Source organism: Actinoplanes cyaneus, assembly GCF_016862095.1.
Classification (GTDB): domain Bacteria; phylum Actinomycetota; class Actinomycetes; order Mycobacteriales; family Micromonosporaceae; genus Actinoplanes; species Actinoplanes cyaneus.
This window is the reverse complement of sequence record NZ_BOMH01000018.1, coordinates 194,277-210,499: the sequence shown is the minus strand read 5'-3', so window position 1 is coordinate 210,499 and position 16,223 is coordinate 194,277. Positions and strand designations below refer to the sequence as shown.

Here is a 16,223-nt window from a genome sequence, read left to right as displayed (position 1 = left end):
GACGTTTGCGGCGTACGGATGAGCACCGTCCTGCCCACCGGCGAGTCCGGCGTCCGGGTCCTGCACGGGTTCGTCAGCCGGGACGGCGGGCTCAACCTGTGGGCCGAGGACAGCGTCGCGGCCCCCGTCCCGATCGGCGCCCGCGGCGTGCCCTGGCACCCGTTCGCGGTGCCCGCCGCCGAGCTGCCGGCCGGGGAGAGGCGCGAGCCCGCCCTGCTCACCCTCCCGTCGACCGGGGCGGGTCCGCTGCCCTCGCCGCAGGTCGGCCTCCCGCTGCGCCGCGGCGTCCGGCGCGCCCGCGTCTGGCGCGTCCCGTCCGTCGGCGTGCCGTTCCTCGACGCCGACCTGGCCGCCGAGTTCGACGGCCGGGTCTCCCCGGCCGTCCGCTGGCTGATCGAGCTGTGCGGGTTCGCCGCGAGCCTGGTCCGGCGCGGCCGGGTGCTGCCCGGCGTCCGGCTCGACGGCCCCCGCCCGGCGGCCTGGTGGCGACCGGTTCTGATCGGCGCCGACGCGGCCCGCCACGCCACCCTGCTGGACCGGATGCCACCGGCCTGCCGCGCCGAGACCGCCGCGGGCGCCGAGACCCGGCCCGCGCGCCAGGGCGACACCGCGCCCGACGTGGCGAGCGCCGCCGAGCTGCTTACCGTCGCGCTGGAGCGGCTGGTCGACGGCCTGGTCCGCACCCGGCTCGCCGAGACCGGGGTGACCCTGGCCGACGACGGCTGGCTCGCCGCGCTGACCGGCGAGCCCGGGTTCGACGCGCCGCACGACGAGCTCGACGAGCTGATCCGCACGCTCGACGCGTGGTTCGCCCAGGCCGCCCGCGGCTCCGAGGTGCGCGTCTGCTTCCGGCTCAGCGATCCCCGCGAGCACGAGCCGGTGATGCCCGGCGACGTGCCCCTGCCCAACGACGCCTGGCGGCTCGAGTTCCTGCTGCAGGCCGCCGACGAGCCGAGCGTGCTGGTCCCGGCCGCCGAGATCTGGCGCGACGAGTTCGCGCCGCTGCGCCGGTGGACCTCCCACCCGCAGGAGCGGCTGCTCGCCGGGCTGGCCCGGGCCGCGCGCCTGTGGCCGGCGCTCGGCGACGCGCTGCGCGGGGCGCGCCCGGCCGAGATGATCCTGGACACCGAGGGCGCCCACGGGTTCCTCAGCCACGCCGCGGTGCTTGAGGAAGCGGGCTGCGGCGTGCTGCTGCCGGCCTGGTGGCGGCGCAGCTCCGGGCTCGGGCTGTCGCTGCGGGTCCGCACGCCGGCCGCCATCGCGAACGTGTTGAAGGACCGGACGACCGGCCTGCGCGACCTGGTCGACTACGAGTGGGGGCTGGCGCTCGGCGGCCGCACCCTCACCGAGGACGATCTCGCCGACCTGGCCAAGGCGAAGGTGCCGCTGGTCAAGCTGCGCGGGCGGTGGGTGTTCCTGGACGCCGACCGGCTCGCGGCCGGGCTCGCGTTCCTGTCCCGTGGCGGCGGCACGATGACGGCCGGTGAGGCGCTGCGCGTGACCCGGCTGCTGCCGCCCGAGGAGCTGCCGCTGCCGGTGACCGACGCGCGCGGCGAGGGGTGGCTGGCCGACCTGCTCAGCGGGGAGCTGGACGAGCGGCTGGAGCTGCTCGGCCCGCCGGCCGGGCTGACGGGCGTGCTCAAGCCGTACCAGATCAGGGGTTTATCGTGGTTGGCCTTCATGGACTCGCTGGGACTCGGCGCGTGCCTGGCCGATGACATGGGGCTCGGCAAGACCGTGCAGCTCCTGACGTTGCTGCTGCACCGGCGCGACGGGCCGGCGCTGCTGATCTGCCCGCTGTCGGTGCTGGGGAACTGGCAGCGCGAGGCCGCCCGGTTCGCCCCGTCGCTGCGGGTCAAGGTGCTGCACGGTGCGGACCGCACGGTCGATGCCGGGGATGCCGACCTGGTGCTGACCACCTACGCGACGGCGGTGCTCGACGCGGACCTGCTCGCGTCGATCGCGTGGGACCGGGTCGTGCTCGACGAGGCGCAGCACATCAAGAACAGCGCGGGCGCGGCCTCCCGGGCGGTGCGGCGCTTCCCGGCGCGCAACCGGATCGCGCTGACCGGCACCCCGGTGGAGAACCGGCTGGCCGAGCTCTGGTCCATCCTCGACTTCGTCAATCCCGGGCTGCTCGCCTCCGCACACACGTTCCGGGCGCGGTTCGCCGTGCCGATCGAGCGCTATCAGGACGAGGAGGCGGCCGCCCGGCTGCGGCAGGCGACCCGGCCGTTCCTGCTGCGCCGCACCAAGGCCGACCCGGGCATCGCCGGGGACCTGCCGGCCAAGCGCCACGTCCGGCACCTGTGCGGGATGACGACCGAGCAGGTCAGCCTCTACCAAGCGGTCCTCGACGACCTGGAGGAACGGCTCTCCGACTGGAACCAGGAGCGGCACAAGGGTGTCGTGCTGGCCGCGATGACCAAGCTCAAACAGGTGTGCGTGCACCCGGCGCTGCTGCTCAAGGACGCGTCGCCGCTGCCGGGACGCTCCGGCAAGGTCGACCGTCTCGAGGAGATCGTGGACCGGGCGCTCGGGATGGGGGAGAGCGTGCTGGTGTTCACCCAGTTCGCGAAGTTCGGCGGGATGCTGGCGCCGCACCTGACCGCGCGGTTCGGGGTGAAGGCGCCGTTCCTGCACGGCGGGACGCCACGCGGCGCCCGCGACGCGATGGTCGCCGCGTTCCAGGAGGCCGAGCAGCCCGGGGTGTTCGTGCTGTCGCTGAAAGCCGGCGGCACCGGGCTCAACCTGACCGCGGCCAACCACGTGGTGCACGTGGACCGGTGGTGGAACCCGGCCGCCGAGACGCAGGCGTCGGATCGCGCGTTCCGGCTCGGGCAGCGCCGGGACGTGCACGTCCACACGCTGGTCTGCCTGGGCACCCTGGAGGAGAGGATCGACCAGTTGCTGGTGGACAAGGGCGTGCTCGCCGAGCGGGTCGTCGGGTCGGGGGAGGGCTGGTTGACGGCGTTGTCCACGAGCGAGCTGCGGGATCTGTTCGCCCTGGCCCCGGAGGCGATCGTTGACTGACTTCGCACGGGTCGTCAGCCCCGGCACGGCCCCTGCCGCCGCGCGCGTCACCCGGGAGAGCCAGCCAGGGGAGGCCTGCCATGACTGACTTCGCACCCGCGTTCCTCGGGATGTTCGAGTCGCTGCGGATGGGGCCGACGTTCGCGCGCGGCCGGCGGGACGAGCGGGCCGGGCACGTGCGCAGCCTCACCGTCTCCAGCAGTCTTGCGGTGGCCCAGGTTCGCGGGCCGGAGGACCCGGTCGCGTTCCGGTCGCGCATCGCGGTCCGGGCGTTCGGCGCGGCGGAGTGGGCGCGGGTCGAGTCCGCCCTGGTGACGGAGGCGCGGTTCGTCGCCGGTCTGCTCGACGGGCGGATGCCGACGGGCATCGAGGCGGTCTTCGACGATGCCGGGCTGACCCTGCTGCCGCTGTCGCTGAACGAGGTGGCGATGGACTGCACCTGCGAGCGCTGGCCCGTGCCGTGCCTCCACCTGGCCGCGACGATCTACGCCCTGGCGCGCGCGTTCGCGTCGGACCCGTTCGAGGTGTTCACCTGGCGGGGCCGGCACCGCGACGAGCTGCTGATGCGGCTGCGCCGTCTCCGCGAGGAGTCCGCGGTAAACGCCTCCGAGGTCGCCGATGATGCGAAAACGGCCACCCGGGCGGAAACCGCCGCCGTCCCGGAGCCGCCGCTGATCGATACCGGCGACCCCGACGCATTCTGGGGCCGGTCGCTGGATCTCGGCGAATCCCCTGTTCAGGACGTTGCCGGTGGCCGTTCCGACGCCCTGCTGGACCAGCTGGACCCGCCGCGACTGGCCCGTCACGGGCGGCCGTTGACCGAGATTCTTCGGCCAGCATATCGAGCCCTTTCGGACACGTCGGGGGTCGGTCGAACGGGCTAGATCATGGGAAACGCCGGAACCTGCCGGACGGGCGTGATGCGCTGAATGCGTAATACACATTTGTCCGAAAAGGTGTGACATGAACAAGGCACAGCGTTTCCTCGCACTCACCGGCATGAGCATCGCCGCCGGCGCGATGATCGGGATGGGTCCGGTGCAGGCTGCCCCGTCCGCAGGCCAGTCGTCCACCGGTGGCAGCACGGCCGGCCGGGTGTCGGCCTTCGGCGAGCACGTGGTCGGTTACTACCGCACCGAATGGTCGTGCGAGCGGGCCGGATACACGGGCAAGCGGTTCCGCGCCTGGTACGACTTCGACTGCGATCCGATCCGCTACGGCTGGCGCGGCTGGGTGTTCCAGCTCGTCGTCGACGACAACGACTGGGGCTGGGACGACTGGCGTGGATCGTGGCCGGGCGGCTGGCCGTACCGGCCGGACTTCGTGGGCCAGCCCTTCCACGTCCGCGGTGGCCACGGCCGGCCGCCGTCCGGGCCGCACGGCCGGCCGCCGTTCGACGGCCCGCGCGGTGACCGCGACGACGACCGTGACCGCCCCATGGGCGACCGGGACCGGGACCGCCCGACGGGTGACCGGGACCGGGACCGCCCGATGGGTGACCGCGACGGTGACCGGAACCGCGATCGGCCGACGGGTGACCGCGATGGTGACCGGGACCGGGACCGGCCGACGGGTGACCGCGACGGTGACCGGGACCGGCCGCCGACGGGCGATCGGGACGGTGACCGGGACGGTGGGCGTCCGCCGCGGGATGGTCAGCACCCGGCCACTTGGCCCCGGCCCTGATCACCGCTGAACGAACGGGCCACCCCGATGGGTGGCCGGTGCGGAGCGGGTCACTCCGGTGGCCCGCTCCTCCGCGTCACCAGGCGACCGGGGCGTAGTCCTTCAGGAAGCAGCCGTACACGTCCTCGCCCTGCTCACCGCGCACGATCGGGTCGTAGACGCGGGCCGCCCCGTCCACCAGGTCCAGCGGCGCGTGGAACCCCTCCTCGTGCAGCCGCATCTTCGTCGGATGCGGGCGCTCGTCGGTGATCCAGCCGGTGTCCACGCTGGTCATCAGGATGCCGTCGGCGAACATGTCCACGGCGCTGGTGCGGGTCAGCATGTTCAGCGCGGCCTTGGCCATGTTCGTGTGCGGGTGACCGGCCCCCTTGTAGCCGCGGGCGAAGATGCCCTCCATGGCGGAGACGTTCACGACGTACCGCCGGGGGAACGTCGATCGGGTCATCACCGGCCGCAGCTTGCTGATCAGGATGAACGGCGCGGTCACGTTGCAGAGCTGGACCTCGAGCAACTCCAGCGGGTCGACCTCGTGCACCCGGTCGCTCCAGCTGTTCGTCGCCGTGGTGTCCGGCACCAGGCCGCCCGCGTCGATCGCGACCGAACGCGCCGTCAGCGCCAGCTCGGTGATCTGCTGCGCGGTCAGCGTCGACGAACCGGCGGTCAGCACGGCCGCGGGGGAGACGCCCGCACTCCCGAAGTACTCCAGCTCGGGCAGCTTGCCGGCGGGCAGCGGCTCGGACTCGGCGGCCGCGATCGCCGAGTACGACCCCGGGGTGCGCCGCACGGTCTGCGCCGCGTTGTTGACGATGATGTCCAGCGGGCCGCGCGCCGCCACCGAGTCTGCCAGGGCCACCACCTGCGCCGGGTCTCGCAGGTCGATGCCGACCACGTGCAGCCGGTCGATCCAGTCGGCGCTGTCCGGCATCGCGGTGAACCGCCGCACCGCGTCGTGCGGGAACCGCGTCGTGATCGTCAGATCCGCGCCGTCACGCAGCAGCCGCAACGCGATGTACATGCCGATCTTCGCCCGCCCGCCGGTGAGCAGCGCCCGCCGCCCGGTCAGGTCCGTCCGGGCGTCGCGCCGCTCGTGGTTGAGCTTGGCGCAATCCGGGCAGAGCTGGTGATAGAACGCGTCGACGACCGTGTACCGCTGCTTGCACACGTAACACCCGCGCGCCTGCTTCAGTACGCCGGCGGTCGCCCCGGCCGTCGCGCTCTTCAGCGGAATCCCGGCGGTCTCGTCGTCGATCCGCCCCGGCGCGCCGGTCGCGGTCGACGCGGTCACCGACCGGTCGTTGTCGAGGACGGCCTGCCGCCGCTCCTTGCGCCGCTCCATCTTCGCGGTCTTGAACAGCCCGGCCGTCGCCCGCCGCAGCCGCACCGCGTCGGGGTGCTCCACCGGCAGACCCTCCGCCTCGGCCAGAACGGCGAGGCAAACCGCCATGCGATCCGGATCCACACCCGGGGTCGGGTCACTGCCGGTCATCCGTAACTTCTCCTCATCAGCCGTGCTACCGCAGGCACTTTATTACCTGGGCCCCTATCGGCCACAAAACAGGTTTCCTTTTGCTGGCGCATGCGGCTTTTCTCACGGTCCTTCAAGCTTCCGGCGTACGGCGGTGAGCCGCACCCCGCACCTCCGCACCCCGCACCCCGCACCCGCACCTCCGCACGCCGCATCCCCCGCACGCCGCACCCTCGCACGCCGCACCTCCGCACGCGGGCACGCCGTGCCCCCCCCGCACCCCCCCCCGCACGCCGCGCCCCGCCATCCCGGCACGCCACGCCCCGCACCCAGCGCCCAGTGCCCCGCACCCCGTGCCTCCTGGACGATGCCGCGCGCCGGTGCCCGGAAAGGCGAACGCCCGCCGCGGCCGTGGCCAGGCGGGCATCCGTGCGGTGGTGCGGTCGCGGGCGGATCAGGTGGCGGTCGGGTCCGGGTCGCTCTCACCATCAGCCCCGCCCGGGCCGCCGTTCGCCGGCCGGTCCCCGCCGGTCGCCGGCTGTCCGCTGACGGGCCGGTCCCCGCCGGCCGGCCGGGCGGCGTTCTCGGGGCGGTCGTGGTGGGCCGGGCCGCTGTTGGCTCGGCGGGTCCGGTTCGTGCCGGGGGAGTGGTCGGCGAGTGTCGCCGGTCGCCGCTCGGCCGCCGGAGGTTTGCCACCGGTCGGCAGGTCGCCGAGGCTCTGCGGGCGGTTCTCACCGGTCACGGCGCTGGGGCCGGGGAACGGTGACCGGGCCGAGCCGACCTTCCGATCGTTGCGGCCGGGCAGATCCCCGAGGCTCTGCGGACGCGGACCGGCCGAACTGACCGGGCGGTCGTCAGCGGCCAGCCAGTCGTCGAGGCTCTTCGGGCGAGGCTGAGCGGGGTTGCCGTGCAGCCATTCGTCGAGCGTCTGCGGCCGCCGGGCCGGAACCGCACTCACCGGCGTCACCTCTGCCGCCTCGACCTTCCCCGCGTCCTTTTCCGCCGGGGTCACCTCCGCCGCGTGCGCCGGCCTGCCCGAACCGGTAACCCGACCACCCAACCAGTCATCCAGCGTCTGCGGACGACGAACGGCGGGCCTGTCCGCTTCCAGGTCGGCCGGCTTGTCTGCTCCCAGGTCGACTGGCTTTTCTGCTACCGGGTCAGCCGGCTTGTCTGCTACCGGGCCGGCTGGCTTGTCCGTTTCCGGGGCGGCCGGGGCGGCCGGGGCGGTCTCGGCCGGAGCCGCCGGTTCTGGCTCGGGCGTGGCAGCGGTGTCAGAGCCGGCCGAGACGGTCGGCAGCGCGGCGGTGGCGGCAAGCCAGGTGAAGTCAGGATCCGCGGTCTGCCCGGCGTCGTCCCCACCACCGACGATCCCGGCGATCCTGGGATCCGACATCCAGGTGAAGGCATCCGCGACCTCAGCCGGGATCGCACTGATCGGGGCAGCCTGAGCCATCCCGTCCGGTGTCCCCGCCTCGCCGTCGCCCTCCGCCTCAACCTCGGCCTCCGGTGCGGCTTCCGCCTCCGCCTTCCGTTCCAGTTCCGGCTCCGGTGCTGATTCCGTCTCAAGTTCCGGCTCCGGTTCGGACTTCGCCTCCGGATCCGGCTCAGGCGTCGATTCCGGTTCCGGCTCGCGTTCGGGTGTGGGCTCGGAAGCCGTTTCCGGCTCGACCTCAGGTGTGGACTCGGGGGCCCGGTCGACCTGGGATGTCTCTTCGCCGGACTTCTCGGGCTCGATCTTCTCCCCGGCAGCGGGTTCGGAGGTGGCGGCGGGAGCCGTCGTGTCGATGCCGGTGAACCTGCGAGCGGCCTGGTAGATCGGCATCACCTGGGTGACGTCGTAAGCCCCGCTGCCGGCCAGGTCCGAGGACGCCGTGTCGCTGACCGCCGCCTTGGCCCAGGGGTTGAAGGTGTCCTTCACCCCGGCGGCGCCCGGGGAAGGAACCGCATCGATCTCTTCCGGCGCGTGGCGCTCGTCACCGGGCTCGTCAGGCCCGGACCTGTCAGTCTCGCCCGCCGCGGCCCTTCCCTCGCCGTCGGTGTCGTCCACCACGGGATCGTCGGCGTTGTCCGCCGCCGGAACGTCGGTGTCGTCGGCGTTGTCCGCCGCGGGATCGTCGATGTCGTCGGCTGCGGGACTGCCGGACTCATCGGCCTCGACGGGTACCGGGCGGTCGGCCGTGGTCGACTCCTCGGCGGCCTCGGCATGATCGTCCGAGTCCGGCTGGCCGTCCGAGTCCGGCTGATCGCGCGGGTCCGGCTGGCCGGCGGAGTCGGGTGCGGTGGTCGAGTCCAGTGCGGCGGTCGAGGCGGAGATGACCGGAAGGATCTGGGTCTGTTCGCCGGCAGAGGACGCGCCGTGACCGGAAACGATCCCCTCGTCGCCAGCCGCTGACTTGTCGTTCGGGGACTCGTCGGCACCGGCACCCTCGTCGGTTCCGGTCGTGGAAGGCTCGGCATCACCATCCGGGTCCCAGACGATGATGGACGTCTCGTCCGGCGCGGTGACCAGCGACTCCTCGTCGGCCTCGAGCGGCACCGACGTGGCAGTCCCGGCCACCGGCGGCACCGTCGTGGCCGAGCTCTCCTGCGGCACCGGCGTGGCGGCCTCGATCACCGGCAACACGACCGTGGCCGCGTCGGCCCCCGCGAGCGACCGTTCCGCCGCGGACCGTTCCGCCGTCGATTGCTCCGCCGCCGACCGTTCCGCCAGGTGAGCGGCGATCCCGTCGTACGGGAGAACTTCTGTCGCCGGCTCCTCCTGCTCGCCGGCGTGTTCGGCGAGCCCGGCCCGTTCCTGGAGTCGCCGCAGTGGCCCCGGCGCCCACCAGGCGGCGTCCCCGAGCAGGGCGAGCACGGCCGGGACCAGCAGCATCCGCACGACCGTCGCGTCCAGGACCAGCGCGACGATCATGCCGACGCCGACGAACCGCATGGTCGTGATCGTGGAGAGCGCGAACGCGCCGGTCACCACGATGAGCAGCACCGCGGCGGCGCTGATCACCCGGCCGGTGCGGGTGAGCCCGATGGTGACCGCCTCGGCGGTCGAGGCGCCCTTGCTGCGGGCCTCGACCATCCGGGAGAGCAGGAACACCTCGTAGTCGGTGGAGAGACCGAAGACGACCGCTGCCATGAGGACCACGATCCCGGCTTCCAGCGGCGCCGGGGTGACGTTCAGCAATCCCGAGCCGTGGCCCTGCTGGAACAGCCAGACGAGCACGCCGAACGTGGCGCTGAGGCTGAGCCCGCTCATCACCACCGCCTTGATCGGCAGCAGGATCGAGCCGAAGGCGAGGAACATCAGCAGCAGCGTCGCCCCGGCGAGCAGTCCGATCATGAGCGGGAGTTGGTCGCTGATGGCGTCCAGGCTGTCGACGTTGCGGGCCGTGACACCGCCGACCAGGACCTGCGTGCCGACCGGGGCGGGCAGTGCCCGGATGGCGTCGACGACCTGGCGGGCCGACGTGCTGAACGAGTCGGTGCTGGACAGGGCGGCGTTGTAGATCAGCACGTCCTTGCCGGCGCCGGCCGGGTCGACCGAGACCACCCCGGGGATCTTGGCAAGCTCGGCGGCGAACTTCGAGGACGCGGCGAACTTCGAGGAGGCGGCCGGCGGTCCCTGCACCACGACCTGCACGCCGTCGCCGCTGAACTGCGGGTACGACGCCTTGAGGGTCTCCACCGCGACGCGGGACGGGTCACCGGCGGGCAGCACCCGCTCGTCGTTCTCGCCGAACCGGACGTCGCGGATCGGCAGCGCGAGCACGATCAGCCCGATCAGGATCGGGATCGCCACGACCACCGGGCGGCGCAGGACGAACCCGGCGAGCCGCCGCCAGCCGGTGCCGCCCTCGCCCTTGCCGCGGCCGGGGAGCCGGACCGGCAGCCGGTCGACGCGCGGCCCGAGGATCGCGAGGATGGCCGGGAGCAGCGTCAGCGAGAGCAGCATCGCGAGGAAGACCGCGGCCAGACCGCCGTACGCCAAGGACTTGAGGAATCCCTGCGGGAAGAGCAGCAGCCCGGCGAGGGCGGTCATCAGCAGCGTGGCGGAGAACAGGACGGTACGCCCGGCGGTGCCCACGGTCCGCCGGACGGCCTCGGCCGGGTCGTGCCCGGCGGCCTGTTCCTCGCGGAAGCGCCCGACCATGAACAGGCCGTAGTCGATCGCCATGCCGAGCCCGAGCAGGCTCGCCACGTTCACCGCGAACGAGTTGACGTCGTGTCCGAGAGCGATCGCGTTCAGCACGCCGAGCGAGCCGAGCACCGCGCAGCCGCCGACGATCACCGGCAGCGACGCGGCGATCAGGGAGCCGAAGATGAACAGCAGCAGGATCAGCACGATCGGCATCGAGATCAGCTCGGCGGATCCGAGGTCGTCGGTGGAGCGCTGGTTGCTGGTGTGCGCGAGCGGGATGCCGCCGGCGAGCTGCACGGTGGCGCCGTCGACGGCGAACCGGTTCGCGACAGTGCCGTACGCGTCGAGCTTGTCCGCGTCGTCGTCGCCGGCCAGGGTGATCACGGCGACCGCACTGGACCTGTCCTTCGCCGCGTACGCCGCGTTCCTGGCGTCCCAGTACGAGACGGCCGCCGTCACCGACGACTTGGGCAGCGCCGCGAGGCGCTCCTTGATCCGCTTGGTCAGCGCGGCGTCGTCGATCTTGGCCCCACCGGACGGGGTGTAGATCGCGATCACGTCGCCACCCTGACCGCCGGTGGCCTGCGCGACGACGTCGGCCGCGCGCGCCGACTCACTATGGGGATCCGCGTATCCACCCTCGGTGAGCTGCCCGAACACGCCCATGCCCCAGACCCCGGCGCTCACGACCGCCACCAGCGTGACGATCAGCACCGGCCATCGGAGGCGGGCGACCCGCGATCCCCAGCCCGCGAACACCCTGTTCCCCTTTCCCGGTGGGTGACGAGGCACGCACACCGGTCCCGTACGGAAAAGCCTGAATAGTGCTAGGAAAGACTCGCCGCTTCGAGGGCGACACCACCGCAGCCGGAGCCGGTGGCCTTCTCGGTGATCCACTCGATGGAGATCTTGCCAGGGCGGGTCGCTCGGTAGCTGATCGAGTACCGCGCTGTCGTCATCGAGCTGTCCGGCCCGGTGAGCCGATCGGTCACGGCCTGCCCGCCGGTGACCAGCTCGCCGGTGGTGAGTTTGAGCTTGAGCAGCCCCTGGCCGCCCGAAATCCCGAGGTAGAGACGCAGTTTGCGGGGTTCCGTGGTGGCCGGCGCGGTGAGGGTGAAGCCGTTGCCGGCGCCGCAGGTGCGCACGCCGCTGGTCGCGCCGTCGTTGCCGGCCGCCGGGGTGCCGCCGGTCCAGGTGAACCGCTCCGGGCTGAGCGTGTGCCGCTGCCGGGGCGCGGACGGCGTGCCCTCCAGAATGGCGAAACCGCCCTTGGCGTCACGTTCGAGCGAGTATGTTCCGTCCTCGCCCCAGTGCACCCAGTCGATCGTGCCCTCGTCGCTGAGATCGACCGTGTCGGGCACCTTGCCCTGCTCGATGGTGATCGCGTTGATCGGCGCGGGGCTGGTCGAGATCGACGGGCTGGGCAACGGGATCGGCACCTGCTCCACGGTCGGGTCGGCGACCGAGCCGACGACCGGAGCGGCGTCCGGGTGGCCGCTGGACCGGCTGACCAGGGCCGCGACACCCACCAGGACCACGACGAGCACTCCGACGAGGATCACGACGGCCGGGCCGAGATGTTCGCGCCACCAGGGCCGGCCCGGCTTGAGCAGCACATCCGGCACCTCGATGCGACGACGGCGCAGCAACGGTTCTCCCAGACTCCGGTGAATCGGCCGAACGTTCGGACGGCGGCGGGTGAAACGATCTCATCTTCTGTGAAGGGCGTGAAGGGCGGGATGGGGTACGGCCCGTACGGCTGATCGCCCCCATCGGCGATTCGGCGGAGTTCCCCGCGGCTTTCCGGGCGACTACGAGTACGGTGTCCGGAGTTTCCCGATCCGGCCTATCACCGAGGAGCCCGTAGATGAGTGACCGGACCGCCACGGCCAGTAAGCGCCGTAGCCAGGCGATCTTGGGTGGGCTGGCCGGCGCGCTCGTCTTCGTGGTGCTGATCGTCGTGTTCGCCGTCGTTCGCTCCGACGGCGACGACAACAAGTCGACCCCGGCGAACGCCGCAGCCCCCGTGCCCCTGCAGACCTCGGCCGACCCGCTCACCACCGAGCCCGAGGTGCAGCCCGGCACCGGCGGCCCCCTCACCGAGCTGGTGATCACCCCCCTGGTCAAGGGCACCGGGCCGGTCGTCAAGGCCGGACAGACCGTGACGTTCAACTACAAGCTGATCCCGTACAAGGGCGGCGCCGTGATCGACTCGTCCTGGAGCCGGAAGCAGCCGTTCACCTCGCAGATCGGCGCCGGCAAGCTGATCGCCGGCTGGGACCAGGGGATTCCCGGGCAGAGCGTGGGCAGCCGGATCCAGATGGACGTGCCCGCGGCGCTCGCCTACAAGGACCAGGACCTGCGCTTCGTCGTCGACATCCTCGACGCCCAGTAACGCTTTCCGGCCGGCGCTCAGGGGTGTCTCCGCCGCGCGAAACACACGTGAGTTCCGGTCGGCCTGCTACAGGTCCGCAACGACGATGTCGAGCTGCCGGGGCCGACCGGCCGCGGCAGGCTGCTCCTCGACCGTGAACTTCAGGTCGCGCAGCGCCGTGACCAGCTCGTCCACGCTTTCCGGCGCCGCGCCCTCGACCGCGAGGGCGCGGACCAGCCGCCCCTTGGTCGCCTTGTTGAAGTGGCTCACCACTGACCGTTTCGGGACACCGCCGACAGTGCGCTCGTGCAGCACGCGCAGCGCCGCGCTCCCCGCCGGGGCCGCCCACATCGCCGCATAGGCGCCCGACCGGAGATCCAGCACCGGCCCGTCAGGATCAAAACCCTTCAAAGCCTTCTTCCAGTACGCCGTGAGCCCACCGACGGGCGCCGGCAACGTCACCCCGACCGAGCACCGGTACGCCGGGATCCGGTCACCGAGTTGCACGACCCCCCACAGCCCGGAGAAGACGGCCGCGCTCGCGAACAGCCACGCGCGCGCGGCCTCGTCGAGCGTCCCCGCGTCCAGTGCCTCGTAGAGCACCCCGGTGTACACCTCGACCGCCGGAGCGGCCGGGGCCTCCAGCAGTTCCGCGTTCCGTGCGAGCTCCCCGCGCTGCCCCTCGCTGAGCCCGAGCACCTGGAGCGAGTCGGCGACCGACCGCGCGCTGCTGCGCTTGCACATCGCCACCAGCCTGCTCAGCACCCGCTTGCGCGCCGTGCTGAGCTCGGGCAGCCAGAGCCGCGCCAGGTCGACCGGGGCGCCGTCGGTGGCGGGCGTCTTCCCCTCGGAGGGCGGCAGCAGAATCAGCACGCCGCGAGACTAACCGCCGCCCCTCGCCCACCCCGTCAACCCTCGCCGTTTCGTCACCCGGATCACCGTTCCCTGGTACGGCCTCCGCGGCGCGACCGGCGTTTCCCGCCGGCTCGGTGACTTGCGCTCCGATGCCAGACTGCGCACTGTGGCCGGGAACGAACTGTGGGTAGGCGCCCTCACCGCTGTCACCGCGCTCGGAGCGAGCTTCCTCAGTTCGCGGGGCGCCTCGCGCGCGGCCCTCGCTCAGGCCCGGACGACGACGATCTCCCAGGCGCTCGCCCAGGAACGCGACCGCCGCCGTGCGGCGTACCGCGACCTGATGACCTGCGTGCACTCCTTCATGGCGATCTGCTGGCGGTTGCGTGAGGTCGACGAGGCGCCGGATCACCGGACCAAACTGTCGCTGATGACGCAGATCCATGAGCGGATGGGCCAGTCGGTCAGCGAGATCACCCGCGCGACCCGTGAGGTGCTTCTCGACGGGCCGGCGGACGTCGCGGTGGCCGCGGAGCAGGTAAGGCTGGCGGCACTGCGGACGCAGCGACAGTTCGAGAGCCTGGCCAGGGGTGACGATCCCGAGCTCCGGCGGACGTACGACCAGGTCTATGGAAACTTCCGGGATCAGCATGTGGCTTTCATCGAACTCGCCAGGAACGCGCTGGAGACAAAGCCCGGGAAGTGACGGCGGGGCGTACCAGAAGGTGTTCGTCTCCCAGGTCACCGGTCACACGTTCGGAGAACCCGCTGCGGCTCGCAGGCCGCGGGAACTCGTGCCCGTTCGCCGCCGGCCCCTCGGGGCGTACCGGCGCTTCCAGCTTTCCTTCACCACTTCGCCGGCGTCTTCCCTTGGAGTTCCGGCTGTCGAGGGAAGGATCCTCATGTGGCCGGAGATCACCCGGATGAAGGCGTGCCTCAACGGCGCCCGGCGCCGCGACGAGCATCCGGCCGTGCCGATCACCCCGGAGGAGATCGCCGCCGAGGCGGTCGCCGCCGTCGCCGCCGGAGCCGAAGCGCTGCACCTGCACCCCCGTGACCGTGACGGCGCGCAGTCGCTGCATGCGCCGGACGTGGCCGAGGCGGTCGCCGCTGTTCGCCGGGCATGTCCGGGCGTGCCGGTGGGTGTGACCACCGGTTTGTGGATCAGCAACGGCAACATCGGGCAGCGCCTGGCTGCCGTCGCCGGCTGGGAAGCCCTGCCCTCGGCGGCACTGCATCCTCGCCGGTCTCGACGAGCTGACCGTCGCCGGGCCGCGGCTGCTGCACGGCGAGGACGCGACCTGCTGGCCGCTGGTGGCCCACGCCGGCCGGTTGGGGCTGCTCACCCGGATCGGGCTGGAGGACACCGTCACCGGACCGTCCGGCGAGCCGATCACCGGCAACGCCGACCTCGTCCGGCATGCGCTCGCCGTCTGGAGCAGAGCCGCATCGGCGCGCCGATGAACAGTCACGCCGGCCGGGCCGAGCCGTCTCCGTACAGGTTCAGATCCGAGTGCTTCGGCGGCCGAGAGCGGCCGTCGCGATCAGGAACAGCGGCAGGGACGAGTTGACGACGTAATTGGCGATCATGCTGATGCCGAGGGTGCTGTGCAGCGGGATGAGGTCGGACAGCGCGGCGCACAGGGTCAGCGCGGCGATGGCCAGCGGAATCCGAGCGTCCAGGACATATCTCCACTGCGTGACCTTCGCCGTCACATCGATGACTTACGCAGGTGCGGCGGCGCGGGTGGAGGTGCGGGCGATCCGGCGCAGGGCGTACAGGGTGAGGGTGGCCGCCACCACCAGCGGTGAGCCGTCGCGGACCAGGCCGTCCAGGCCGAGCAGGACGTGGCAGAGCGGCAGGTCGAAGGCGAGCACGGCGAGCGTGATGCTGGTCAGTGCGATGCGGGCGCGGTGGCTGCCACGGCGCAGGAAGAAGGCGGAGAGCAGGGCGGCGTAGCTCACCGCGATGCCGGCCAGGATCCAGAGGATCACGGCGAGGGTCCACTCCGGGCGGTGCCGCAGTGTGCCGGCCGCGATCAGGGCCGGGACCAGCATCAGCGGGCTGTAGCTGAAGGAGGCCAGCCGGGCGGTCAGCACCCACGGGTCGCCCGGCGGGGCCTCGCGCAGGCTGATGCCCTCGCGGGTCAGGACCGGGCGGCGCGGCTGGTGGACCAGGTGGGCGTCGACGGCCGGGTGGCGGTACAGCAGGACGACCACGGTGAGGCAGAGCAGGGTCAGCACGCCGAAGCCGAGCACGCCGGGCAGCGGTGGGCGGCCGGAGGGCGGCACGATCAGGCGGCCGACGGCGAACAGCGTGGTCATGGTCAGGATCAGGCTCAGCGGTTTGGCGGTGGCCCGGGCCCGGCGGACCTGAGAGATCAGGATCAACCATCCGAGGGTACGGACGAGGGCCCAGACCGTCCGGACCGCGAAGCCGAAGCCGTGCTCCGGGGCGTACCAGAAGGTGAGGGCCTCGACCACGACGGTTGCCAGGGCCGTGGCGAGGAGCAGGGCGGTGAGGACGCGGACCGGGCGCGGGGTCATGGTGACGCCATTACCCACGACGCCATGGCCGTGAGACATGCGTAGGGCACTTCTTCCGTTGAGCCGGCACGGCGTCGCATGTCAAGAAAGTTTGACTTCGATCTCCGTCGCGCCTACTGTCGGGATGTCAA

General features: G+C 72.3%; 12 protein-coding genes and 1 pseudogene. 7 read left to right on the top strand and 6 right to left on the bottom strand.

What is annotated here, in order from left to right:
- The first annotated feature begins 18 nt into the window (after positions 1-18).
- From Acy02nite_RS13400 to Acy02nite_RS13390, 3 genes are all read left to right on the top strand, one after another.
- Positions 19-3,033, top strand: coding sequence for a DEAD/DEAH box helicase (locus tag Acy02nite_RS13400; protein ID WP_203740395.1), 3,015 nt, complete (start codon positions 19-21; stop codon positions 3,031-3,033).
- Positions 3,034-3,113: 80 nt separating this feature from the next.
- Complete coding sequence (locus tag Acy02nite_RS13395; RefSeq protein WP_203740393.1) at positions 3,114-3,917, top strand: SWIM zinc finger family protein; 804 nt, start codon at positions 3,114-3,116, stop codon at positions 3,915-3,917.
- 79 nt (positions 3,918-3,996) lie between these two features.
- Complete coding sequence (locus Acy02nite_RS13390) at positions 3,997-4,719, top strand: hypothetical protein (protein ID WP_203740391.1); 723 nt, start codon at positions 3,997-3,999, stop codon at positions 4,717-4,719.
- A gap of 76 nt (positions 4,720-4,795) precedes the next feature.
- Here Acy02nite_RS13390 and Acy02nite_RS13385 read toward each other — a convergent pair whose 3' ends face one another.
- From Acy02nite_RS13385 to Acy02nite_RS13375, 3 genes are all read right to left on the bottom strand, one after another.
- The gene (locus tag Acy02nite_RS13385; protein WP_203740389.1) at positions 4,796-6,205 is read right to left on the bottom strand and encodes an SDR family NAD(P)-dependent oxidoreductase; all 1,410 of its coding nucleotides are present in this window, start codon (positions 6,203-6,205) and stop codon (positions 4,796-4,798) included.
- A 433-nt stretch (positions 6,206-6,638) separates the two neighbouring features.
- Entirely contained in the window at positions 6,639-11,078 is a 4,440-nt protein-coding gene (locus Acy02nite_RS46490; RefSeq protein WP_239174709.1) for an MMPL family transporter, read from the bottom strand.
- 68 nt (positions 11,079-11,146) lie between these two features.
- Positions 11,147-11,968, bottom strand: a complete 822-nt coding sequence (locus tag Acy02nite_RS13375) for a hypothetical protein (RefSeq protein WP_239174708.1) — start codon at positions 11,966-11,968, stop codon at positions 11,147-11,149.
- 218 nt (positions 11,969-12,186) lie between these two features.
- On the opposite strand from Acy02nite_RS13375, the gene Acy02nite_RS13370 reads away from it, so the two are divergent.
- The gene (locus Acy02nite_RS13370; RefSeq protein ID WP_203740387.1) at positions 12,187-12,714 is read left to right on the top strand and encodes an FKBP-type peptidyl-prolyl cis-trans isomerase; all 528 of its coding nucleotides are present in this window, start codon (positions 12,187-12,189) and stop codon (positions 12,712-12,714) included.
- A 66-nt stretch (positions 12,715-12,780) separates the two neighbouring features.
- Here the strand turns inward: Acy02nite_RS13370 and Acy02nite_RS13365 are convergent, their stop codons facing one another.
- On the bottom strand, positions 12,781-13,566 hold the full coding sequence (locus tag Acy02nite_RS13365; protein WP_203740385.1) for a YaaA family protein: 786 nt from the start codon (positions 13,564-13,566) through the stop codon (positions 12,781-12,783).
- Between the two features lie 148 nt (positions 13,567-13,714).
- Between Acy02nite_RS13365 and Acy02nite_RS13360 the strand changes: the two genes are divergently transcribed.
- From Acy02nite_RS13360 to Acy02nite_RS46480, 3 genes and pseudogenes are all read left to right on the top strand, one after another.
- A complete protein-coding gene (locus tag Acy02nite_RS13360; RefSeq protein ID WP_203740383.1) occupies positions 13,715-14,251 on the top strand; it encodes a hypothetical protein in 537 nt (178 codons plus the stop codon).
- Positions 14,175-14,690: pseudogene (locus Acy02nite_RS47485) on the top strand (3-keto-5-aminohexanoate cleavage protein); the annotation flags it as partial. The gene Acy02nite_RS13360 and the pseudogene Acy02nite_RS47485, both read left to right, overlap by 77 nt.
- Before the next feature lie 169 nt (positions 14,691-14,859).
- A complete protein-coding gene (locus Acy02nite_RS46480) occupies positions 14,860-15,009 on the top strand; it encodes a 3-keto-5-aminohexanoate cleavage protein (RefSeq protein ID WP_239174705.1) in 150 nt (49 codons plus the stop codon).
- Positions 15,010-15,048: 39 nt separating this feature from the next.
- Here Acy02nite_RS46480 and Acy02nite_RS13350 read toward each other — a convergent pair whose 3' ends face one another.
- Both Acy02nite_RS13350 and Acy02nite_RS13345 read right to left on the bottom strand, forming a co-directional pair.
- Positions 15,049-15,261, bottom strand: a complete 213-nt coding sequence (locus Acy02nite_RS13350; RefSeq protein ID WP_203740381.1) for a hypothetical protein — start codon at positions 15,259-15,261, stop codon at positions 15,049-15,051.
- 9 nt (positions 15,262-15,270) lie between these two features.
- Positions 15,271-16,092: a hypothetical protein gene (locus tag Acy02nite_RS13345; RefSeq protein WP_203740379.1), complete on the bottom strand. Its 822-nt coding sequence runs from the start codon at positions 16,090-16,092 to the stop codon at positions 15,271-15,273.
- Positions 16,093-16,223: the final 131 nt, after the last annotated feature.

Excerpts from the sequence above, each read along its gene's own strand:
- Acy02nite_RS13400 (WP_203740395.1), top strand. The coding sequence starts at position 19 with ATGAGCACCGTCCTGCCCACCGGCGAGTCCGGCGTCCGGGTCCTGCAC.
- Acy02nite_RS13385 (WP_203740389.1), bottom strand. The coding sequence starts at position 6,205 with ATGACCGGCAGTGACCCGACCCCGGGTGTGGATCCGGATCGCATGGCG.
- Acy02nite_RS13395 (WP_203740393.1), top strand. The coding sequence starts at position 3,114 with ATGACTGACTTCGCACCCGCGTTCCTCGGGATGTTCGAGTCGCTGCGG.
- Acy02nite_RS13370 (WP_203740387.1), top strand. The coding sequence starts at position 12,187 with ATGAGTGACCGGACCGCCACGGCCAGTAAGCGCCGTAGCCAGGCGATC.
- Acy02nite_RS13345 (WP_203740379.1), bottom strand. The coding sequence starts at position 16,092 with ATGACCCCGCGCCCGGTCCGCGTCCTCACCGCCCTGCTCCTCGCCACG.
- Acy02nite_RS13390 (WP_203740391.1), top strand. The coding sequence starts at position 3,997 with ATGAACAAGGCACAGCGTTTCCTCGCACTCACCGGCATGAGCATCGCC.